Annotated in this window: 14 protein-coding genes; 11 read left to right on the top strand and 3 right to left on the bottom strand. The window is 57.4% G+C overall.

Annotation, left to right across the window (positions count from 1 at the left end; all coding sequences use genetic code 11):
* The first annotated feature begins 1 nt into the window (after nucleotide 1).
* The 4 genes from JUE67_RS06570 (at nucleotide 2) to JUE67_RS06555 (ending at nucleotide 5906) form a co-directional block, all read left to right on the top strand.
* Complete coding sequence (locus JUE67_RS06570; RefSeq protein WP_125695833.1) at nucleotides 2-910, top strand: ABC transporter permease; 909 nt, start codon at nucleotides 2-4, stop codon at nucleotides 908-910.
* Nucleotides 911-1714: an ABC transporter ATP-binding protein gene (locus JUE67_RS06565; protein WP_203626361.1), complete on the top strand. Its 804-nt coding sequence runs from the start codon at nucleotides 911-913 to the stop codon at nucleotides 1712-1714. It begins immediately after the preceding gene.
* 221 nt (nucleotides 1715-1935) lie between these two features.
* The gene (locus JUE67_RS06560) at nucleotides 1936-3477 is read left to right on the top strand and encodes a helix-turn-helix domain-containing protein (protein WP_203626362.1); all 1542 of its coding nucleotides are present in this window, start codon (nucleotides 1936-1938) and stop codon (nucleotides 3475-3477) included.
* A gap of 311 nt (nucleotides 3478-3788) precedes the next feature.
* Nucleotides 3789-5906: an AAA family ATPase gene (locus JUE67_RS06555; RefSeq protein ID WP_203626363.1), complete on the top strand. Its 2118-nt coding sequence runs from the start codon at nucleotides 3789-3791 to the stop codon at nucleotides 5904-5906.
* 268 nt (nucleotides 5907-6174) lie between these two features.
* On the opposite strand, the gene spxB is transcribed toward JUE67_RS06555, so the two are convergent.
* Nucleotides 6175-8007 (bottom strand): pyruvate oxidase, encoded by a 1833-nt coding sequence (spxB, locus tag JUE67_RS06550; protein WP_203637079.1) that lies wholly within the window; start codon nucleotides 8005-8007, stop codon nucleotides 6175-6177.
* A 708-nt stretch (nucleotides 8008-8715) separates the two neighbouring features.
* Here spxB and JUE67_RS06545 point away from each other — a divergent pair.
* A complete protein-coding gene (locus JUE67_RS06545; RefSeq protein ID WP_203626365.1) occupies nucleotides 8716-9552 on the top strand; it encodes a YitT family protein in 837 nt (278 codons plus the stop codon).
* 173 nt (nucleotides 9553-9725) lie between these two features.
* Here JUE67_RS06545 and JUE67_RS06540 read toward each other — a convergent pair whose 3' ends face one another.
* Nucleotides 9726-10751, bottom strand: coding sequence for a branched-chain amino acid aminotransferase (locus tag JUE67_RS06540; protein WP_203626366.1), 1026 nt, complete (start codon nucleotides 10749-10751; stop codon nucleotides 9726-9728).
* 220 nt (nucleotides 10752-10971) lie between these two features.
* On the opposite strand from JUE67_RS06540, the gene glgB reads away from it, so the two are divergent.
* Genes glgB through glgP form a run of 5 tightly spaced genes read left to right on the top strand, consistent with a single transcriptional unit; the run spans nucleotide 10972 to nucleotide 19045 of the window.
* Nucleotides 10972-12843: a 1,4-alpha-glucan branching protein GlgB gene (gene glgB, locus JUE67_RS06535; protein WP_203626367.1), complete on the top strand. Its 1872-nt coding sequence runs from the start codon at nucleotides 10972-10974 to the stop codon at nucleotides 12841-12843.
* 48 nt (nucleotides 12844-12891) lie between these two features.
* Nucleotides 12892-14034, top strand: coding sequence for a glucose-1-phosphate adenylyltransferase (locus tag JUE67_RS06530; RefSeq protein ID WP_203626368.1), 1143 nt, complete (start codon nucleotides 12892-12894; stop codon nucleotides 14032-14034).
* On the top strand, nucleotides 14031-15197 hold the full coding sequence (gene glgD, locus JUE67_RS06525; protein ID WP_203626369.1) for a glucose-1-phosphate adenylyltransferase subunit GlgD: 1167 nt from the start codon (nucleotides 14031-14033) through the stop codon (nucleotides 15195-15197). The genes JUE67_RS06530 and glgD overlap by 4 nt, the downstream gene beginning before the upstream one ends.
* Complete coding sequence (gene glgA / locus JUE67_RS06520) at nucleotides 15190-16635, top strand: glycogen synthase GlgA (protein WP_203637078.1); 1446 nt, start codon at nucleotides 15190-15192, stop codon at nucleotides 16633-16635. The genes glgD and glgA overlap by 8 nt, the downstream gene beginning before the upstream one ends.
* 4 nt (nucleotides 16636-16639) lie before the next feature.
* Complete coding sequence (glgP, locus tag JUE67_RS06515; RefSeq protein ID WP_203626370.1) at nucleotides 16640-19045, top strand: glycogen/starch/alpha-glucan family phosphorylase; 2406 nt, start codon at nucleotides 16640-16642, stop codon at nucleotides 19043-19045.
* A 127-nt stretch (nucleotides 19046-19172) separates the two neighbouring features.
* On the opposite strand, the gene JUE67_RS06510 is transcribed toward glgP, so the two are convergent.
* Nucleotides 19173-20108, bottom strand: coding sequence for an FAD:protein FMN transferase (locus JUE67_RS06510; protein ID WP_203626371.1), 936 nt, complete (start codon nucleotides 20106-20108; stop codon nucleotides 19173-19175).
* A 288-nt stretch (nucleotides 20109-20396) separates the two neighbouring features.
* On the opposite strand from JUE67_RS06510, the gene JUE67_RS06505 reads away from it, so the two are divergent.
* The gene (locus JUE67_RS06505; protein ID WP_125695822.1) at nucleotides 20397-20732 is read left to right on the top strand and encodes an ArsR/SmtB family transcription factor; all 336 of its coding nucleotides are present in this window, start codon (nucleotides 20397-20399) and stop codon (nucleotides 20730-20732) included.
* The last annotated feature ends 803 nt before the right edge of the window (nucleotides 20733-21535 follow it).

Here is a 21535-nt window from a genome sequence, read left to right as displayed (position 1 = left end):
CATGACCGTAGAGACACTGGTTTCAAGTTTATCGCAGGGGATGCTGTGGTCGCTGATGGCGATCGGCGTTTATCTGACATTTCGAATCTTGGATATTGCCGATATGACGGCAGAAGGGAGTTTTCCCTTTGGCGCCGCCATCACAGTGCGGGCGCTGGCCGGTGGGACCAACCCGCTGATCGCCACGCTGTATGGCTTTCTCGGCGGGGCGCTGGCCGGACTGGTCTCCGGACTGCTGCACACGAAGCTGAAAATTCCGGACCTGCTCACCGGTATTTTGACCATGACGGGTCTGTATTCGGTCAACCTCTTTGTGATGAAGGGCGCCGCCAACATGCCGATCAGCGTGAAGACGGTGTTCAACATGGTCACTTTTGCCAATAGTGACTTGGATGTGATCGTGGTCGGCGGGCTCCTGCTGGCCGTCGTGATCGCGCTGCTGGTCCTGTTTTTCCACACAGAGATGGGGCTGTCTGCGCGGGCGGTTGGCGACAACCAAGCGATGAGCGCGGCCAATGGCATCAATGCCGATAATATGAAGATCATTGTCTACATGGTCTCAAATGGCCTGATCGCGATGTCCGGGAGCTTGATGGCGCAGATGAACGGGTACGCCGATGTCTCGATGGGGGTCGGCACCTTGGTCATCGCGCTGTCCGCCATCATCATTGCGGAGCTGCTGCTGCGGCATCTGACGTTTGGCCAGCGCCTGCTGACGATCATCCTGGGCGCGTTCATCTACCGGCTGATCATCGCGTGGGTGCTTTCGATGGGCGTCGACCCGAGCTATCTGCGCCTGTTCTATTCGCTGATGCTCGTCTTGTTCCTGGCGCTGCCGCTGATCAAGAAAGAAACAGTCGGCGTTCGTCAACGTCGCGCCAATCGCAAACATATCGCGGAGGACAAATAAATGCCAGCACTTGAGATCAAAGAACTCGATCAATATTTTGAACAAGGCACCGTCAACGAAACGCGCGCCTTGCGCAACATCAATTTAACGCTTGAGGAAGGCGAGTTTGTTGCCATTATTGGCGGTAACGGTGCCGGTAAATCGACGCTGCTCAACAGTGTCGCTGGCTCCTTGCCGGTCGTGTACGGCCAGATCAAGATCGCAGGCGAAGACGTGACGTATCTGCCGGTCGCCAAGCGTGCCAAGTTGATCTCCCGAGTCTTTCAGGACCCACGCTCCGGCACGGCCCCGCGGCTCTCAGTCGAGGAAAATCTGTCCCTGGCGATGCAGCGCGGGCGCTGGCGCAATTTTTGGAGCAGTGGGGTGCGCCACAGCGACCGCAAGCTCTTCAAGGAAAAATTGGCGAGTCTCAACCTGGATCTGGAGACTCGGCTCAACACCGAGATCGGCTTGTTATCCGGCGGCCAGCGACAGGCGATCACCCTGCTGATGGCGACACTCAAGGCGCCGGAATTGCTGCTGCTGGACGAGCACACGGCTGCGCTCGATCCGAAGACTTCGGCAACGGTGATGGCCCTGACTGCGCAGTTGGTGGCCGCCCAAAAGATCACCACGCTGATGATCACCCATGATATGAATGATGCCCTGAAATACGGCGACCGCTTGATCATGCTGGATCACGGCCAGATCGCCGTTGATATCCGCGGCGATGAAAAGGCATCGATGACCGTGCCGGACCTGCTGGCCTTGTTCCAAAAGCGCAGTGGGACGGCGTTGGTGGACGATGCAGTGTTGCTGAGCTAAATTTTTCCTTCTATTAATAAGGGACTTCCGGGAGCGTTTCTCGGAGGTCCTTTTTGTTATTTGTCCCACGCTGCCAAATTGCTGGTTAAAAAACCGAAACGGTAGCGGCATCAATGCTCGTGAAACCATCTGAAAGGGTATAAAATTACGAAAAATGATTTTCGCCGCGCTTTTTTGTTGGGTATACTCGAAAGGTGGCATCAGGAAAGGGAGCGAGTGCGATGGACACGGAATTATTTTTGACCAAACAAGAACGCGAGCAGCTGGCACTTTACCGGGAGATCATCAGCGAAGCCCAGGCCGTCTTGCCGGTGGCCGAGCGGGTCGCGAAACGGGCAGCCGGCGCGCCATTGGTGGATGCCGTGAATCTCAAGCGCATCTCGCTTTTGACAGGGCGCAACTACACCTCGGTCTATCGAACCTACACCGCGCTGGTCGCGACATTGACGCAAATGACTGGCGGGGATTCCGCGATTCAGGCCATGTTTGCCTTTGACAGCGGCCAGGTGCGGATGGCGCTGATCGAGCAAAACATCGTGTTCAATACGCTGCGGGCGATGCTGACAGACAAATATGCCCGCTTGGCGGATTTTGCAGCGGCAACGAATTTTTCCAAGACGACGGTGTCGCGGCACATCAAACCGCTGGCCGGGCTTGCCAATTTCATGGGCGTCAGGCTCCGGCTTGAGACGTTGCAGGTCTCTGGGCCAGAAGCCAACATTCGGCTCTTCTTCACGGTTGCGTTTTGGCTGGCCACGGATGGGGCGGCCTGGCCGTTTGTCACGATCGACCGCAATGAGGCGACGGTGCTGCTGAATCACGGGCTGGCGAGCTTTGATTTTGCCTTCAGCAATCCTGTCGTCAAGGAGCTTGGCTTATACGCGCTGGCCGTGGTGAAAAACCGTGTGCATCAGGGGTTTGTGCTCAACACGCCTGGTGGGGCGATGGTGTCGTTCCCCGTGCCGAACCTGTTTGCGGACAAGTCGTCGCCGTTTCAAAAGTTTGGCATTCACCTCACGCGCGAGCAGCAGTTTGCGGAGTCGCATTTTCTGTTTGACTTGGATTATCAGCTGCCGCTTTATCAGACTGCAGACGATCCGCGGCTGGAGCAGGTGGTCTTGCGGTTCAAGCGCTATCAAAACGGCTTGTATCGCTTGGTGACCGGCACCATCGACCAATTGCCGAGCGAGTGGGTGCCGGCGATCATTCCGCTGAAAAGCAAAATGGTGCTGGCCAACATGTTGGCGATCGCGTCCTCCACGATTCTGTATGGCTTTGATATCGCCGGATTGACCCATTTGTCCGGCGCGGCCACCAAAACGCAGGACGACCCGCAGGCCAACGAGGTGCGGCAGGTGCTTGAAAACAGCTTGCGCGCGACGATCGCGCTGAACGATCTGACAGACTTTACCCCAGCCGTTCCGGCACTGGTCAACAGCCTGAGCGCCTTGTTCGGCCATTTGGTCCATGTCCTCACGCCGCCGCAAAAGGTCAAAGTGGCCCTGATGATCACGCCGACGTTGGCCGATTATCTGGATCTCTCGCTCTTTTTGACCCAGCAGGCCTTTGTGGAAGTGGTCGGGGAACGGTACGAAGATGCCGATCTGATCATCAGCTCAACGGGGCTGCCTGTGCCGAGCCATGTTCGGCCGGATACACAGATCTTTCAGTGGCAGGCCGATGCGTCAAGCGACTTATTCGGCGCGCTATATGCGGTGCTTCACGCACTGCATCGGCGGGCGCCGGCTCTGGTCTTGGTCTAGGCGAGGCGTGTGTGGAAAACCGGCCAAACGTTTGGCCCTCGACACTGCTGTACCATTAATGCACCATCCGGGAGGCCCTTCTCGACAGGAGAGGGGCCGTTTATTCCAAAAAATATTAGCACTCTCGTTGACAGAGTGCCAAAACGGTGTATAATGAATTATGTAAACAAGAGGTGCGGCGATGCACCGATCATAGACCGTGTTGGCATCGCTGGCTGGCGGTGTCTTTTTTCTGCCGCCGTTGACGTCAGGGCAATCACACTGACCGCACCAAAAATCGCAGCCTAGCGCTGCCTGAGGAGGAATGGACAATGGCAAATGATCCTTTTTTTAATGATGGCATGGATGACTTCTTTGACCAGATTTTTCACCAGATGAATGGGCGTCCGCGTTATGTTGTGAACGGCCACGAGCTGTCCGCGGCGGAAGTTGCACAGCTCAAGCAAGCACAACAGGCGCAACAAGCACAAACTGCCAGCGAGATTCCAATCGATGGGCAGCAGGCGCCTACGTCTGACGCCAAGGCGACCTCGCCAATGGCCAAGTTTGGCCGCAACCTCACGGAAGAGGCCAAACAGGGGCTACTTGATCCGGTGATCGGGCGTGAGAAGGAGATTCAGGAGACGGCCGAGATCTTGAGCCGACGCACGAAGAACAACCCGATCTTGGTCGGTGACGCCGGGGTCGGCAAGACTGCGGTCGTCGAAGGTCTGGCCCAGGCGATCGTCAAGGGCGATGTGCCCGCGGCGATTCAGGATAAGGCGATCTGGTCTATTGACCTTGCCAGTCTGGAAGCTGGCACGCAATACCGCGGCGCGTTTGAGGAAAACATTCAGAATTTACTCAAGGCCGTGAAAAAGGCGGGTAACGTGATTCTGTTTTTCGACGAGATTCAGCAGATCTTGCACACCGGCTCGACCGGCGAGGCAGGGGCAAAAGGGCTTGGCGACATGATCAAGCCGGCCTTGTCTCGCGGGGAGTTGACCGTGATCGGCGCGACCACCCAGGACGAATACCGCAACACGATCATGAAGGATGCGGCATTGGCGCGGCGGTTCAATGACGTGACGGTTGGCGAACCTTCCAAGGCCGCAACGCTAAAGATCTTGCAGGGCGTGCGCGGGTTGTATGAGCAACATCATCACGTCACCTTGCCGGATGAGGTGCTCCAAGCGACGGTCGACTACGCGGTGCAATACATTCCGCAGCGCGCCCTTCCGGATAAGGCGATCGACCTGCTTGATATGACGGCGGCGCATTTGGCTGCCCAGCATCCGGTCACCGATAAAGTGGCGCTGACCGAGCACATCAAGCAGTTGACCCAGGACAAGGAAGCCGCGGCGAAGGCCGAACAGTTTGAAGAAGCCGCCAAGCTCAAGGCTGAATTGGCCAAGGCCCAGGCGGATTTGGCCGGGGCCGATGATGAGGCCCGGCCGGTGGTTGCGACGGTGGATGATGTGGCGGCCTCGGTCGAGCGTTTGACCGGCATTCCGGTGACCAAGCTTGGCGCCAGCGACATTGAACGCTTGCAGGGGCTGGCCGGCCGGTTGAAGGGCAAGGTGATCGGCCAGGACGAAGCTGTTGAGCTGGTCACGCGGGCCATTCGCCGCAACCGCGCTGGTTTTGACGACAGCGAGAAGCCGATCGGGAGTTTCCTGTTTGTCGGGCCGACCGGGGTTGGGAAAACAGAGCTGGCCAAGCAGCTGGCCTTGGATCTTTTTGGCCGCAAAGAGGCGATCATTCGGCTCGACATGTCCGAATACGCCGATCGCACCGCGGTGTCCAAGCTGATCGGCACCTCTGCCGGTTATGTCGGCTATGAGGATAACGGCAACACCTTAACGGAAAAAGTGCGCCGCGATCCATATGCGATCGTGCTGCTCGATGAGATCGAAAAAGCGGACCCGCAAGTGTTGACGCTGTTGCTTCAAGTCCTCGACGATGGGCGGTTGACGGATGGGCAAGGCAATGTGGTCGATTTCAAAAATACGATCATCATCGCGACGTCCAACGCCGGCTTTGGCAACGAGGCGTTGACGGGCAAGAAGGCTGAGGACACCGCCTTGATGACGCGCCTAGCCCCATACTTCCGCCCCGAATTTCTCAACCGCTTCGATGGTATCGTCGAATTCAGTCACTTGACGACGGCTGACCTCGCTCAGATCGTGGATTTGATGCTCGCTGACGTGAATCAGACTCTGGCGAAAAAGCAGTTGACGCTGACCGTCAGTGATGACGCCAAGAATTGGCTGATCGCGCAAGGCTACGATGAGGCGATGGGCGCGCGGCCACTGCGGCGGGTCATTGAAGCCAACATCCGCGATAAGGTCACCGATTTTTACTTGGCGCATCTCGATGTGAAGCACCTTGAAGCGAATCTGGTCGACGGCGCGATCGTGATCAGTGAAAAGGCGGCAGTCGCTGCATGATCAGTTGATCGGCGACCCGCGTGGCACGTTCTGGTGAGTGCTTCGCACAAAAATGGACCTGGGACAAAACAAACGTTTTGTCCCGGGTCCTTTTTGGTGCACTAATGTTACAGCAGTGTCGTGGGCCAAATGTCCGGGCCCGAGCAGCTAAGGTCCCAAGCGCCTGGCCCTAAGTTCGGACCTGGCGCTTGGAACACTTACCTGTCGGGCCCAAAAACGACATTTGTCCCACTTCCTTTTTTGATTCGGCAAATGAATTGGGTGGCAATTAGTCGAGGGTCACGCCGGCTTCATCCAAGAAGTATTGAAGCGGCTTGAGGACGTCTTCGCCTTCGTAATGCTCGAAGAAGTCGGGCAGGGTGGTGATATGGGTCTCGGCCTGGTTGGCGTTGAAGGCGGGGTCGATCGTTTCTTCGATCTTGCCATCAACGATCTTGACCTTCAGCGCTTCAACGGCGAACCCACGCTTCATGGTGATCTTGGCATTCAGGACGAATGGCCGGCCACTTGCCATGACTTCGGCGGCCTTGGCAAAAGCGGCTGGCAATTCGCTGCTCTTGGTGACGGTGGCCGCTTCGATTCCCATCCCATTGGCGATCATTGCAAAGTCCTGGTCTTCCAAGTCGATGCCGGAGTAGTCGTGCATGCTTGGAATATCGGCTTGTTCATCGCGAATGAAGCCGAGTGTGGTGTTTGAGGTCACGATGTTCAAGATCGGCAGGTGGTATTTCTTTTCCGTGATCAGGTCCTGCATCACCATGGAAAACGCGCCATCGCCGGAGATCGAGACCACTTGGCGATCCGGGTAGGACAATTGTGCGGCGATCGCTCCTGGAATGCCGGCGCCCATGGAGGCGAACAGCGCGGAGATCACCCATTTGTTGGTCGGCTTGATGTCCATGAAGCGCAGCGTGTCGACCGTGTTGTTGCCGACATCGAGTGCAACGACCGTTTCCGGGTTTGCGATTTTGTTGAGTTCGCGATAGACCTGTTCATACTGCAGCGGATCTGTTTCGCGGTCGGTCAACTTCTTGAGGTAATCCTTCCAGTTGTTGTTGTCCAAGACTGCCGCCTTGAAAAAGTTGCTTGGCGCCGCTGCTTCACTGCGCGCGAGCATTTTTTCAACAAAGCCGGTGGCGTCGGACCAGATGCCGAGATCCAGGTAGTGATGACGGCCAAATTGCGCGTCGTCGTTGTCGACCTGGACGAAGGTAAAGTCATGGCGCGTGTACACGTTGTTGGCAAATGGGAAGTCGGCGCCGATCGCGATCACAAGGTCCGCGATGTCGATGATCTCATTGGCAGACTTGGAGCCAGCCCGGTTGACGAAGCCAATATTGCCTTCGTAGCTTTCGTCGATCAACCCCTTGGCCAAGCCAGTCATGATGATCGGGATCTGCAGCTTTTTCGACAGCTCGATCAGCCTGTCGCCGCCTTCGCGAATGCCGCGGCCCACATGGAATACCGGGCGCTTGGCCTTTTTGAGCAACGCGAGGACCTGATCGACCTCTTCGTCAGTTGCCTGTGGTTGCGGCGCCGGCTTGTTGTCGGAAGGGGAGGTGCTCTTGTACGGCACATCCGGAATCTCAGCAAAGCCAAAATCATTCGGAATGATCACGACTGCGACGCCGCGGTACTTGTACGCCTCACGAATCGCCTTGTCGACCACATACGGCAGGCTTTCAGGCGTCATCACCGTCCGGCAGTAAACGGACACGTCGGCGAACATCGGGTTTTCGTCAAATTCCTGGAAGAAATTGTAATTCATGTTGGTGTGCGGCACCTGGCCGACCAGCGCCAAAACCGGGGCGTGATCTTCGCGGGCATCGTAAAGCCCCGTGAGCAGGTTCGTGGCACCAGGGCCGGCCGAGCCAAACGTGACGGCGATCTTGCCGGTCAATTTGGCATCGGCCGCCGCGGCCAATGCGCCAACTTGTTCGTGACGCACTTGGATATAGTCGATGCGCTCTTTTTCTTTTTCAAGGGCAGACATCGTGGAGTTGAACGAACCACCTGGATAACCGAAGACGTGCTTAACGCCCCAGGCTTCGAGGACCCGCAGCATCGCGACGCTGGCTGGTACAGTGGATGGATTAGACATGAGACAGGACCTTCCTTTTGTCGTTTTTCGCAGAACGTGTTGTCTACGATTTTCACGTTTACAATGTATCATGAAACGAAAGCGGTTGCAACACGACTGGCAAAAATTCTCCCTGTCACTGACACAGAAATGTGGCCCTGTGTTCATCGGGGTGGTACAGCGCGAGGGGGTGAGGGCAAAAAGGGAGGGCACTGAGATGGGAATGCATGTGGTGGGCCATTTGGTCGGTTGTTGAGTGACGGCTGAATGGGGGCAGGTAGGTAAATCGTTCGCTAAGGAGTGCATTGGTGCAGATGGTGGGGTACCAGCTGTTGCATCAATATTACTTCTGAAGTGACTGGATATTTTTGTCCTTTCACGTGATCAAGATTCAAATAAATTGAATACTCGATGTGAGGGCGGGTCCCGGCAAGAAATGGCTCGCTTCGCATGTCTGGGCGTAAGGCGTAAACGCCCAACGCCCATAGCAAGCCCCCTCGTCGGCGTTAGCGGCAAAGCCGCTTACACCGAAAGTGAGCTTTAAGACCGCGCTTTTTGCGGGCTTAAAGTCACTTGGGAGCTTCTACTTCGGTCGCCAGCCAATTTCTGGCCGGGGTCCACCCGCATTGTTTTTCAAACCTTTTTCGAACTAAGAAGTATTGCACCAAAAAGTCCCTCGAAGCACATATGATACACTGGAAGTAAGACAAACCAGATGGAGGGACCCATATGCGCCTCAAACTGCCGCCCCAGCTGACAAAACTCGTGACCATGATCTTCGCTTTGACGCTGATCGCGATCAGCATCAATCTCTTTTATGCCCCGCATGAAGTGGCGCCAGGCGGGGCGACCGGCATCGCCATTCTCGTGCAGGCCGCCTTCAATATTCCGACCGCGGTGACCACCCTGGCCGTGAATGCACTCATGCTGATCTTGGCCTGGTGGCTGCTCGATAAACAGACCGCCCGCCGCATTTTGGCCGGCAGCTTGTTATTGCCAGCGCTCCTGGCAATCATTCCCGAACAAATGGTGGTCAAAGATCGCTTACTGGCCGTGATCGCAGGCAGCGCGATCTTCGCGCTTGGCGTGGCGTTGAATTACCGCATCAACGCCTCGAGCGGGGGGACCACGGTGCCGCCGATGATCATGCAAAAATATTGGCGCGTGAAGCCGGCGGTGGGGCTCTTGATCGTCGACATGATCGTGACGCTTTTCAATATTCCCGTGGCCGGATTTGAAGCCTTTATTCTGGCGACCTTTGCAATCGTTTTGACCTCGCTGACCATGAGTGTGCTTGAGACCGGCTGGGACCGGAAAAAGATCGTCTATATCATGTCCCCGCTGGCGCTGCCTGCGATCAAACAGACGTTGCGCGACCAAACGGACCATGGGCTGACCGTCCATCATGTGACCGGCGGCTATTCTGGTAAGGCGCAGGAGATGCTGATGGTGGTGGTCGAACAGAGTGATTTTCAAAGCCTGGTCGACCGGGTGCAGGCCGTCGATCCGCAAGCCTTTATCCTCGCGGCGGCGGCCGTCGAGGTGCATGGCGGGACACTGAATTGATTTTGAGCAAAAGAAAAGACGTCGAGAAATTGATCTCGGCGCCTTTTTGATTCTGGGTGTGTCGGCCCGCGCAATGGTCGGGCAGCTAACTTGGTGCTAGTGCTTGAGGTGTTCTTGGCCTCGAGTGCAAGCGCCAGTTAGATGCGCCTATCATGCGGGCCGAAACCCAACTTTTAGTATTCGACAGGCACGACCCAGCCAGTCGGGGCGGTCACATCGCCAAACTGGATGCCGGTCAATTCATTGTACAGTCGCTGGGTGAGCGGGCCGGTGGTGCCATCGCCGAAGACGTGCTCGTGGCCTTCGAAGGTGATGCTTTGAATCGGTGTGATCACTGCGGCGGTCCCGCATGCCCCGGCTTCGCTGAACGTGTCGAGGTCGTGAATGTCGATCTGAGTCTCGACCGGCGTCAAGTTGAAGCGCTCCTTGGCCAGCGCCAAGATCGAGTATTTTGTGATACTTGGCAAAATCGAAGGCGACTTTGGCGTCTGTAGTTGCGTGCCGTCCTTGGTGATGGCAAAAAAGTTGGCGGATCCGACTTCTTCAATGTAGCGATGGGCCAGCGGGTCGAGGTAGATCGCATCGCCAAACCCATTTTCATGGGCAAACTTGCCGGCTTGCAAGCTGGCTGCGTAATTGCCGCCGACCTTCGCCTGGCCGGTGCCATAATGTGCGGCGCGGTCGAACGTGTCGGCCACCACGAAGCGCGTCGGGACCATGCCGCCTTTGAAATAGGGGCCAACGGGCATGGCAAAAACGGTGAAGAGGTATTCCGGCGCCGGGTTGACGCCAATGTTGTCGCCGATGCCGATCAAAAGCGGCCGAACATACAGCGTCGCGCCGGTGCCATAGGGTGGGACATACTCATTGTTGGCGGCCACGACCTGCTGCACGGCATCGAGGAACATCTCAGTCGGCACGGCCGGCATCAACAGTTTTTCCGCTGACTGCTGCATGCGCTTGGCGTTTTGATCCGGCCGGAACAGCTGAATCGCGCCGGACTGGGTGCGATAGGCCTTCAAGCCTTCAAACGCGCCTTGGCCATAGTGCAAGATCGGCGACCCTTCACTCATGGTGATCTGGTTGTCCTGGGTCAACTGCCCCGCCTCCCACGCCCCATTTTTCCAGGTGGCACGGTAGCGGTAAGGCAGATTCATGTAATCAAAGCCAAGGTTGTTCCAATTGATATTGACGCTCATAAGCAGTCTCCTTTGCAAACAGGTTTGACAAGCATTGTAGGCGTCCTCACAACGAAACGCAAGCACCGAAATGCGCGCATTTGCCCATTGATTGGCCTGGGAAAAGCCGGCGCCACAGGCTTTCACGGTGTCCATCCTTATGATTAAAAAATCACAAGCATATCATTAGGAAAAGACAAAAATGCTGGCTACACTCAAAAGTGAGGATGGAGGTGGTGGCATGGCGGTCACAACGACTCTTTTGAGTGGGGAAAGTCTGGACGCATACGAACTGATGGGCGCTCACGAGATCAGCCGGGGCCTGTGGCAGTTTCGCATTTGGGCGCCGCATGCGCAGGCGGTGGCGATTGAAGGTAGTTTTTCCAATTGGCAGCCGCTGGCCCTTGCGCCTGACCCTGAAGCGGCTGGCTTGTGGGTCGGCGCGTTGGCTGCCCGCCGCGGGGCCCTTTACAAGGTGGTGGTCACCGGCGCGGACGGTCAGGTGCGGGAAAAGATCGACCCGTTTGCCTTTGCTTTTGAACCTAAACCAGGGACGGCGGCGGTCTTGATGGATATTCCGATCCATCATTGGCAGGACAAGGCGTGGCTTAAACGGCGGCGCCATCATCCGCCATATGCGCGGCCGCTCAACATTTATGAGGTCCATCTTGGCTCGTTCATGCGGCCAGGCGGTCGGTATCTGACCTACCGTGAGGCAATCGTGGACCTACTGCCATATGTGAAGGAACAAGGCTACACGCATCTGGAGTTCATGCCGCTGATGGAGCATCCGCTCGATGCCAGTTGGGGGTATCAGTTGATGGGCTATTTTGCCCCCACCAGCCGCTTTGGTCCACCGGAAGACTTCCTTGCGCTGGTCGATGCCGCGCATCAGATGGGGCTGGGCGTCATCATGGATTGGGTGCCGGGACATTTTATACAAAATACGGATGCGTTGGCCCGCTATGATGGCACCGCGCAGTACGAATACCAGGATGCCCATCGTGCAGCAAATGAGCGGTGGGGCACGCTGAATTTTGACCTTGGTTCGCCGCCGGTGCAAAGTTTCCTGCTTTCAAGCGCCAATTACTGGCTGACCTGGGCGCATTTGGACGGCCTGCGCGTCGATGCGGTGTCGAACATGTTGTATCTGGATTATGACAGTGGCAAGGATGCCGCCCGCAACGAGCTGGGTGGTCGAGAAGATCTGGCCGGCATCGCGTTTTTGAAACGGCTGAACACGGCGATCTTTGCCCAGCATCCGGATGTGCTGATGATCGCGGAGGAAAGTTCCTCGTATCCCGGGGTGACCAAACCCGTGGCGGAGGGCGGGCTCGGCTTCAACTACAAGTGGAACATGGGCTGGATGAATGACACACTGCGCTATTTTGCCATGGACCCTTACGCGCGGCAGGCGCACATCGACTGGCTGACGTTCAGCTTTGTCTACCTGTTCGATGAGCAGTTCATCTTGCCGTTTTCCCATGATGAGGTGGTGCACGGCAAGCGCTCGCTGATGAACAAGATGCCGGGAGATCGGTACAACCAGTTCGCCAATCTGCGCGTGATGCTCACGTGGCTGATGACGCATCCCGGCAAGAAGCTCTTGTTCATGGGCGGCGAATTCGGTCAGTACCTTGAATGGCGAGACTGGAGCGCGCTGGAATGGGCGGCGCTGAGCGATCGGCTGAACCGCGGCATGCAGACCTTCACCCGGACGCTGGCGCATCTGTATCGCACGCTGCCTGCGCTGTATGAGCAGGACCACGTGCCGGCGGGGCTCACGGTGACGATCGGCGATCAAGCGGATGTGCTCAGCTACATCCGCTGGGGGAAAAAACGCGGAGACGCAGCCGTGATCGTGCTGAATCTGTTGCCGGAGGAGCGGCGCGGCTTTTTTGTGCCAGTGCCGACTTCCTCGGTATATGAAGTGGCGCTCAACTCGGAAAGTCTCACGTTTGGCGGCACCTGGACGCGCCTGCAGCGCCGCCTCAAGCCGACGGGCAAACCGCTGCGCGGCCAGCCCGACAGCGTGCGTGTGACGTTGCCGGCCATGGGGGCGTTGATCTTGGTGCCGCATCGCGTCGGTGGGTCAGGCATGAGTGGAAAATGACAGGGGGAACCGGCGGCGGGTCAGTCGCCAGCGAAAAGAGGGGTCTATATGGCAACAGAAATGTTGGGGATGATCTTGGCGGGCGGTCAGGGGACGCGGCTCGGCAAGTTGACAAAAAGTACGGCCAAGCCGTCCGTTCCGTTTGGCGGCCGGTATCGCATCATCGATTTTACCTTGAGCAACTTGAGCAATTCCGGCGTGGACACAGTGGGCGTGATCACGCAGTACCAGCCGCTGGAGCTCAACCGGCATGTCCAAAACGGGGCGAGTTGGGGGCTCAACGAACGCGGCGCCGGGGTCACGATTCTGCAGCCCTATGCGTCCAGCGAAGGCGAAAAATTTTTCGAAGGGACCGCCCATGCGATCTATCAAAATATTGCCTACATCGATTCATATGCTCCGGAATATTTGCTCATTCTTTCGGGGGATCATATTTACAAAATGGATTATGAGCAGATGCTCGCGCAGCACAAGGCCAAAAAGGCGGCGCTGACGGTGGCAGTGATGCCGGTGTCAATGGATGAGGCGACTCGGTTTGGCATCATGAACACCGATGACACCGAGCGCATCATCGAGTTTGAGGAAAAGCCGGCCAAGCCTAAGAGCAATTTGGCCTCGATGGGCATCTATATTTTCAACTGGGACACGCTGCGCCGTTATCTGACGGAAAGTTATGCGACCGGCAGCGGCCTTGAGGATTTTGGCAAGGACGTGATTCCTGCCTATTTGGCGCACAACGAGCCGACTTATGCCTACGCGTTTCACGGCTACTGGAAGGATGTTGGTACGATTCACTCGCTGTGGGAGGCGAACATGGAGTTTTTATCCCCGCACAATTCACTGAATATCGCGGATCGTAGCTGGCGCATCTACTCGCAAGCGGACGCCAATCCGCCGCTGTTTGTCACCACCTCTGCGACGCTTGACCGGGCGATGGTGGTCGATGGCGCCTTCATCGCCGGCACCATCATCCACAGCATCATTTCCCGCAACGTTAAGGTCGGCGAAGGGGCGGTGATCAAGGACACCATGGTGATGCCGGATGCGGTGATCGGCAAGAACGTCCACATCGACCATGCGATCATCGGTGAAAATGCGGTGGTGGGGGATGGCGGTGAGGTGATCGGCACGGAAAATGAGATCGCGGTCGTCGGCTATGGCGAAGTGGTCGGACGGAGGGAAAAAGAATGAAAAAAGGTGAAATTGCGGCGATCATCGATCTGAATGAAGACGGCGCGCTGGGGTCACTGACAGCGGCGCGGCCCATTGGGACATTGCCGTTTGCCGGGCGCTACCGCCTGATCGATTTTCCGTTGTCGGCGGTGGCCCGCGCGAATGTGTATAGCGTCGGGCTGTTCATGCCACGCTCCAGCCGCTCCGTGCAAGATCATGTGCGCAGTGGTGAGGCGTGGAATCTGGACCTCATTCAAGGTGGCGCCTTCCTCTTTCCGTATGTCGCGACGCGCGATTACGCCAACGCGGAGCTGCGCACGCGCTATTATGACAATTACAGTCAGTTTCTGCGGCGGTCCGGCGCGCCATACACCGTGGTGATGGGTGCCCGCAATGTGGCCAACATCGACTTGGCGGCGGTGCTGGCCTACCACAAACTGGGTTCCAGCCCGATCACCGCGCTGTATAAAAATGTGGCGCCGAATCGCGTCCGCGCCGATGATCCGCTGCTCACGTTGTCCGAACTGGGCACCGCCAGCGCCGTGTTGAATGCCTCCCAGCAGAGCCTTTCCGGGCATGAGGAAAAACTGCCCCGCTTCATGGAAGTGTATCTGCTGGACACGGTCTATCTGCTCGATCTGCTGGATCAGGCCAATACCGCCGGTGAATTTGCGCGCCTGCCTGAATTGTTGCGCGATGCGGTGCTGGAGCAAAATGCCAATGCCTTTGAATACACGGGCTATTTGGCCCTGATCAATGCCGTCGACCGGTATTATCAGGCCAACATGAGCATGCTGCAGGAGCGCAATTTTCAATCGCTGCTGTACAGCTCCATTCCCATTTTGACCAAAAGTAAAAACGAGGTGCCCACCTTTTTTGCCCATGATTCAAAGGTGAGTGGCAGTCTGCTTGGGACTGGCGGCTTCATCGAAGGCAGCGTCGCCCGCAGCGTGATCTCGCGCAATGTCACCGTGCATCGCGGCGCCGTCGTGGAAGACAGTGTGGTGATGCAAGGCAGTAAGATCTCCAACGGCTCCTTGGTGCGCCACGCGATCTTGGATAAAGGCGTGGTGATCGGGCCTAATCTGGTGATCGAAGGCACGGCGGAGGCCCCGCTGGTGTTAAGTAAAAATCAGACCGTGTTCAAGCCGCTTGATCAGGAGGCGAACACCCATGCTTAAAGTGCTGTTTGCGGCGGCGGAAAGCGCACCGTTTTATAAAACAGGCGGCTTGGGCGATGTCGCCTATGCCCTGCCGCAAGCGTTGGCCAAGGCCGGCGTCGACGTGCGGGTGGTGCTCCCGTATTACGGGCAACTGATGCCACCCCTTTTTCAAAAAGAGATCCAGGAGCTGGCCCATTTCACGCTTCGGTTTGGCCAGCGCGATGTGTTTGTCGGCATCAAGTGCCTGAAGCTCGGGGCGGTGCCTGTTTACTTGATCGACAACGAGGAATTCTTTGGCCGGGACCATATTTACGGCGACTGGGATGACGGCGGCCGGTTCGGCTTTTTCTCGCTGGCCGTGATCGAGATGCTGCAGGTGCTGGACTTCATTCCAGATATTTTGCATGTCAACGATTGGCACACCGCGATGATTCCCGTGTTACTCAAGGACAAATATAGTTGGGTCCAGCCACTGGCCAAGATCAAGACTCAGCTGACCATTCACAACCTGCAGTTTCAGGGGTGGTTTGGCGCCTCGGTGCTCGAGGATGTGTTTGGCATCGGCCGCCAATTTTTCAACGACGACGGCTTTGCGCAGGATGGCCAGGTCAATTACCTCAAGGGCGGCATCAATTTTGCCGACCGGGTGTCCACGGTGTCGCCGAGTTATGCCGCTGAGATCCTGACGCCGGCATTCGGCGAGCATCTGGATGGCACCCTGCGCCGCCAGCGGGGCAAACTGATCGGGATCTTGAACGGCATTGACACCGCGCTGTACGATCCGCTCACGGATCCGGCATTGGCCGCGCCGTTTGACCGCTTCAATCTCAGCGGTAAGGCGGCGGACAAATTGGCGCTGCAACAACGCGTCGATCTGCCGGCCAGCGAGGCGCCGTTGTTTGGCGTCGTCAGCCGGTTGACCGACCAAAAGGGGATGGGGCTGCTGGTCCAGGCGCTGGGCACGTTGCTGGCCGGCAGCCACGCACAAGTCGTGTTGTTGGGCACCGGTGAGCCAGGGCTGGAATCGGCGTTTCAGGCGCTTGCCCATCAGTTTTCGGCGCAAATGGCGACGGTGATCGGGTTTGACGTGACGCTTGCGCAGGAGATCTATGGCGGCGCGGACTATTCTGTGATGCCCAGCGCCTTTGAACCCAGCGGCCTGGCCCAGATGATGGCGATGCGGTACGGCACCGTGCCGATCGTACACGAAACAGGTGGCCTGCGCGATTCGGTACGGCCGTTTGATCCTCGTGACGGCAGTGGCACCGGCTTTTCCTTCGCCGATTTCACCCCGGCGACCTTGGGCAAAATGCTGCTGTGGGCGGCGGCCATCTACCGCGACGAGCTGCTGGTGTACGAGGGATTGCAGCACCATGGCATGGCAGAGGACTTTGACTGGGCGATCGCGGCCCAAGAATATCTGGCGGGCTACCGCGAGCTGACCGGACAGGAGTGACTTCATGAATCTGACAAAAGAGCAAGTGAGTCAATTATTGCACGAAGCGGCCATCACCTTGTTTGCGGATTCGCTGGAGGAGCTGCCGCCGCGCCAGCAATACCAAGCCCTGGCCTTTGTGGTGAAAGGGCTGGCCGGACCGACATGGGCGGCCGCCAAACACGGGGCCGACGAGCGGGGGCAAAAGCAGGTCTACTATTTTGCTATCGAGTTCATGCCGGGACGCCTGCTTGCGTCCAACCTGCTGAATTTGGGCATCCTCGAACCCGTTGAGGCGGGGTTGCGCGACCTCGGCCTTGACCCTGCGGCGCTTTATGCCGAAGAGACTGAGCCGGGCTTGGGCAACGGCGGACTGGGACGGCTGGGGTCCGCTTTTTTGGACGCGATGGCGGCGGTGGGCATTGTCGGCAATGGCAATGGCGTTCGCTATGATCAAGGGCTGTTTGAACAGCGCTTCGTGGATGGCTATCAAGTCGAGCTGCCGGATGATTGGCTGCGCGATGCGGATGTGTGGGAGACGCGCAAGGCCGACCGCGCGGTGATCGTGCGGTTTGGCGGACAGGTGTTGCTCGACCGCGACCGGCTTGGCCAGATCACGCCGGTCTATCGCGGCGCCGAGGAAGTCTTTGCAGTCCCGTATGACACGGCGATCATCGGCTATCATCAGCCGCGCATCGACACCATGCGGCTGTGGCACGCCGAGCCCGTTCCGGATGCGCCGGAAGTCCTGACCGCGGCGGCCCGGGCGCGCATCACCGCGATCACCGAGACGCTCTATCCGGATGATTCCAATTTGGCTGGACAGGAGCTGCGCCTGCGCCAGGAATATTTTTTCGTGTCGGCTGGGCTGCAGAGCATTGTCGCACATTTTCTCAAATATCATAAAAGCGTGCTGCAACTGCCAAAATATGTTGCAGTCCATATCAATGATACGCATCCGGCACTAGCGGTGGCCGAGTTGATGCGCTTATTGCTGGATGAGCATCATCTCAGTTGGGAAAGCGCCTGGCAGACCACGGTCGCAACGCTGTCCTACACCAATCACACACTGTTGCCCGAGGCGCTGGAACAATGGCCGGTGGATCTGCTTGCGGCGCAGTTGCCAAGGCTTTGGCAATTGATTCAGGAGATCGACCGCCGCTTTCGCCTGCGCTATACGGGGCCGTTTGGGCAGTTGTTGGTGGATCGCGCCGCGCCAGTTGTCGATGGGCAGATCAAAATGGCGGCGCTGGCTGTGATCGGCAGCCACACCGTTAACGGCGTGGCCAAGTTGCACACGCAATTGCTGAAGACACAAACGCTCAAGGAGCTGGCCACCATTTTTCCCGCCCGCTTCGTGAACAAAACAAATGGCATCACGCCGCGGCGTTGGCTCCAACTCGCCGATGCCCCGCTGGCTGGACTGCTGGATGTACAGATCGGCCCCGGCTGGCGAACAGACGCCCGAGACATCGCCGCACTGGCTGACAAGCAGGACGATCCGGCTGTGCTGGATGCGCTGATCGCCGCGAAACAGGCCAACAAAGTCGCGCTGGCCGGTTACATTCAAGAGACACTGGGGCTGAGGGTGTCGCCGGCCATGATCTTTGACGTGCAGATCAAACGGATGCACGCCTATAAGCGGCAGCTTTTGCATGTCCTCGGCATCTTGGAGGCGTATCAGGCGCTGCGGGCAGGCGAAAAACGGCCGCCCCGGCTGCACATTTTTGCCGCAAAGGCCGCGCCGAGTTACACCTACGCCAAAGATATTATCAAGTTGATCAACACCGTCGCCGACCTTGTGAATCACGACCCGGCTGTGAATGGCGCACTGCAGGTCGCGTTTTTACCGAATTACAATGTCTCGCTGGCGGAAAAGATCGTGCCGGCCGCGGACATTTCCGAGCAGATCTCGCTGGCCGGGATGGAGGCAAGCGGGACGTCGAACATGAAATTGATGACCGATGGCGCGATCACCTTGGCCACTTTGGATGGCGCCAACATCGAGATTGCTGAAGCGGTGGGTACGTCGAACATTGCGCTGTTTGGCATGACGGCCGAGGAAGTGGCGGCGCGCCGGACAGCGGGGTATGACCCGGCGGCGATTGCCGAAGCCGACCCACGTTTGAAAAAAAGTCTGGGAATGCTGATCGACGGGTCGTTGCCGCTGGGGTCGGCGGGGCACACCATTTATGAGTCGCTGCTGGTCGATCATGATGAATATTTTGTCCTGGCCGATTATGCCAGTTATATTCATGCCTCGCGGGTGCTCGACCAACTGTGGACGGATCCACACGGCTGGGCGGCGGTGGCGCTGCAAAACATTGCCGCCAGCGGCCGTTTTTCCGCAGACGACACGGTGCGGCGGTACGCCAAAGAGATCTGGCACGCGCTGCCGGCACGCGGCGGACAGGAAAAATGGCAAAACTGAGCGGATATTCGCGAAGGCCTAACTGAAAGGTGGCGACTGATCAGGACAGACAAAAACGGCGCCGGGACATGTTGTCTCGACGCCGTTTTTGTGCGCTTGCGATCAGGACTGCGCCATTTTGCTTTGCTTAATTGCCCATGGTTGGCAGGAGGGTCTCGCGGAGGCCACTGGTCTGGGTCATGCGGATATCCTTTGTGATGAAGATCGCCTCTGCGCCTTCATTTTCGATGAAGTCCAGGCCACCGGGCAGCCCTTGGTAGAAGCCGACTGAAGACAGCACATCGGCGGTTTCCGCAGAGTCGGCGACAACAGTGATGCTGGCCATGTCGGAGTCGACGGGCCGGCCGGTCTTTGGATCCAGCAGGTGGTGATACATCTGGCCATTTTTGTCGAAGTGGCGGAAAAAGATGCCGGTGGTGACCACCGCGTTTGGCGCCGTGGTCAGGGTCGCAATCGGCAGGGCAGAGGGATCGCGCGGATCAGCAATGGGCTCTTGCCACAGCGGAATGTTCGAGGCACTATTGCGGAACAACACCTCGTTGCCCGCCAGGTTGATCCGCCCGCCGGTGACACCTTCCTTGGCCCATAGTCGCTTGAGCTCATCGAGGATGAACCCCTTGGCGATCCCGCCCAGATCCAGTTCCATGCCGGCGCGGGTGAGAAAAACAGTCTGGTTCTCGCCGTCAAGCGCCACCAGATTCGGGTCACACAGCCGCAATTTTTCCTGAATGGCCGCTTCGTCAGGCACTTTGGCATCATCGAAGCCGATATGCCACAAGGCGACCAGCGGCCCGATCAGCGCATTGTACCCCGCGCCGCGCTTGCTCCAGGCCACGGCCCGTGCGATCAGGTTGAAAACAGGGCGCACCTCGATTGTCACCGGCGCCACGCCAGCGTTTTGATTGATCTGGCTAATGATGGAGTCTTTATCATAAAAGGATAAGAGGCGGGAATAGGCTGAGACCAGTGCGATGCTGTGGTCAAATGTTTCCGGGGTGCCGCCACCATAGATCGTCAAGTCGTTGGTCGCGCCAAGTGCTTTGAACGACACATATTCACTCATGAGAATACCTTCCTTTGATCAGTGTTATACTGAACCTGTACATCTAGTGTAAGCGTTTTTTCGCGTTGCGGCAACAATTGACCTGCATCTGGGTGCGGAGGTGCGCGGTCATGGTCGAGCAGGTAGGCTAGCCCAGCGCTTGGTGGCGGGCCTTGCCACCGAGTGAAGGGCGTCCCTAGCTGTCTCGACCATGCGCACCAGAGCCCAACAACATCTGGGTGCGGAGGAGCACCAGAGCCCAACAACGCACAGGCTGTATCAGCACCGAAACTTTGGGGAGGCGTCATCATGACGGAGTATTCTGCGGCGCAGCAAGAGGCATTGAATGAATTCAAGCTCGACATTGGTCATCTGAACGCGTTGTCGAACGCCAATCGGCAGAAGCTGATCATGTTACTGGGGGAAGTATCCGGGGATCGCGGTATCAAGGTCAACGACCTCGCGGAGAAAATTGGCCTGTCTCAGCCGGCAACGTCGCATCATCTCAAGACATTACGCGACATCGGCATGGTTGATTCTCGGCAGGTGGGCAATGTTGTCTACTATTATCTAACACTCGATGACACGATCGCCCGACTCGAGCGCCTGACCCGGGCACTGCGGCGGCAGAGTCAGGGGTTGTAAAATCGCATGGTCGTAGGGACCCCAGGAACGTTCAGGTAGCGCAAAGTGGCAACGCCTGAGCGTCTCTGGGGTGTTTTATTATCTGAGGGCACAGCAAACAGGCCGAAGCGTGCTCCGGCCTGCCAAATTTTAGGTTGGATCCCTTTCCCTCTTCATTTTCGAGATTCCTCCCGTCGGTGTTAGGGGAACTTATTCAGTTAGAAATGCAGGTGGTACATTTTTCCGGTGCCTTTCAGCACTGGGTCCGTTTAGCCCTTTGGGTTACCCCCTTACTGCAGGTAACCGTCATTGCGTCGCTCGGGGTGGGTCGCGGGTTGTCTCCCGCCGGACTGACCGACGCTGGGAGAGAACTCGTGGCCAGCTCCTCCACGCCTCTCAGTGTCGAGATTATAATAACCCCAGTAAGCGGATACGTCAACTGGTTTGATTGTAAAAAGTCTGTACAACTTGCGTAAAAGAATCCTTCGAGAGATTTCTATAAAGTCCCAATTTTGACGGATATTATCGACGCAAAATACCTCTGAGAACTTGTCTCTGCAGTAGCAATTTGCTTCCCGCATCCGCATAAATCATTCGCTCAATAAAGAACACAGTTTGCCGGATGATCACGATCTCAAATGTAAAGAAGAGCCGAAGCAGTTGTGGTCGGCGTCTTCCCGTGTCAATGAAATGATCCAGGGCAAGGGACGCCGCAGGGAAAAAGGGGTGGCGCTGCCCGTTTGAGGATTCTAGGCCCGCTCTTTTCTTTGCCGCAGCGCTATGCTACACTGACGGTAATAATTCGACCGAAAGAGTTCAGTAGC

This window comes from Lacticaseibacillus mingshuiensis, from assembly GCF_016861785.1.
Taxonomy (GTDB): domain Bacteria; phylum Bacillota; class Bacilli; order Lactobacillales; family Lactobacillaceae; genus Lacticaseibacillus; species Lacticaseibacillus mingshuiensis.
This window is presented reverse-complemented; position numbering and strand designations above follow the sequence as displayed.

What these genes read in the sequence shown, in the direction of transcription:
- JUE67_RS06555 (WP_203626363.1), top strand. Translation starts at nt 3,789, where the DNA reads ATGGCAAATGATCCTTTTTTTAATGATGGCATGGATGACTTCTTTGAC.
- glgP (WP_203626370.1), top strand. Translation starts at nt 16,640, where the DNA reads ATGAATCTGACAAAAGAGCAAGTGAGTCAATTATTGCACGAAGCGGCC.
- JUE67_RS06540 (WP_203626366.1), bottom strand. Translation starts at nt 10,751, where the DNA reads ATGAGCGTCAATATCAATTGGAACAACCTTGGCTTTGATTACATGAAT.
- glgD (WP_203626369.1), top strand. Translation starts at nt 14,031, where the DNA reads ATGAAAAAAGGTGAAATTGCGGCGATCATCGATCTGAATGAAGACGGC.
- JUE67_RS06505 (WP_125695822.1), top strand. Translation starts at nt 20,397, where the DNA reads ATGACGGAGTATTCTGCGGCGCAGCAAGAGGCATTGAATGAATTCAAG.
- JUE67_RS06545 (WP_203626365.1), top strand. Translation starts at nt 8,716, where the DNA reads ATGCGCCTCAAACTGCCGCCCCAGCTGACAAAACTCGTGACCATGATC.
- JUE67_RS06570 (WP_125695833.1), top strand. Translation starts at nt 2, where the DNA reads ATGACCGTAGAGACACTGGTTTCAAGTTTATCGCAGGGGATGCTGTGG.
- JUE67_RS06510 (WP_203626371.1), bottom strand. Translation starts at nt 20,108, where the DNA reads ATGAGTGAATATGTGTCGTTCAAAGCACTTGGCGCGACCAACGACTTG.
- glgB (WP_203626367.1), top strand. Translation starts at nt 10,972, where the DNA reads ATGGCGGTCACAACGACTCTTTTGAGTGGGGAAAGTCTGGACGCATAC.
- JUE67_RS06560 (WP_203626362.1), top strand. Translation starts at nt 1,936, where the DNA reads ATGGACACGGAATTATTTTTGACCAAACAAGAACGCGAGCAGCTGGCA.
- spxB (WP_203637079.1), bottom strand. Translation starts at nt 8,007, where the DNA reads ATGTCTAATCCATCCACTGTACCAGCCAGCGTCGCGATGCTGCGGGTC.
- JUE67_RS06530 (WP_203626368.1), top strand. Translation starts at nt 12,892, where the DNA reads ATGGCAACAGAAATGTTGGGGATGATCTTGGCGGGCGGTCAGGGGACG.
- glgA (WP_203637078.1), top strand. Translation starts at nt 15,190, where the DNA reads ATGCTTAAAGTGCTGTTTGCGGCGGCGGAAAGCGCACCGTTTTATAAA.
- JUE67_RS06565 (WP_203626361.1), top strand. Translation starts at nt 911, where the DNA reads ATGCCAGCACTTGAGATCAAAGAACTCGATCAATATTTTGAACAAGGC.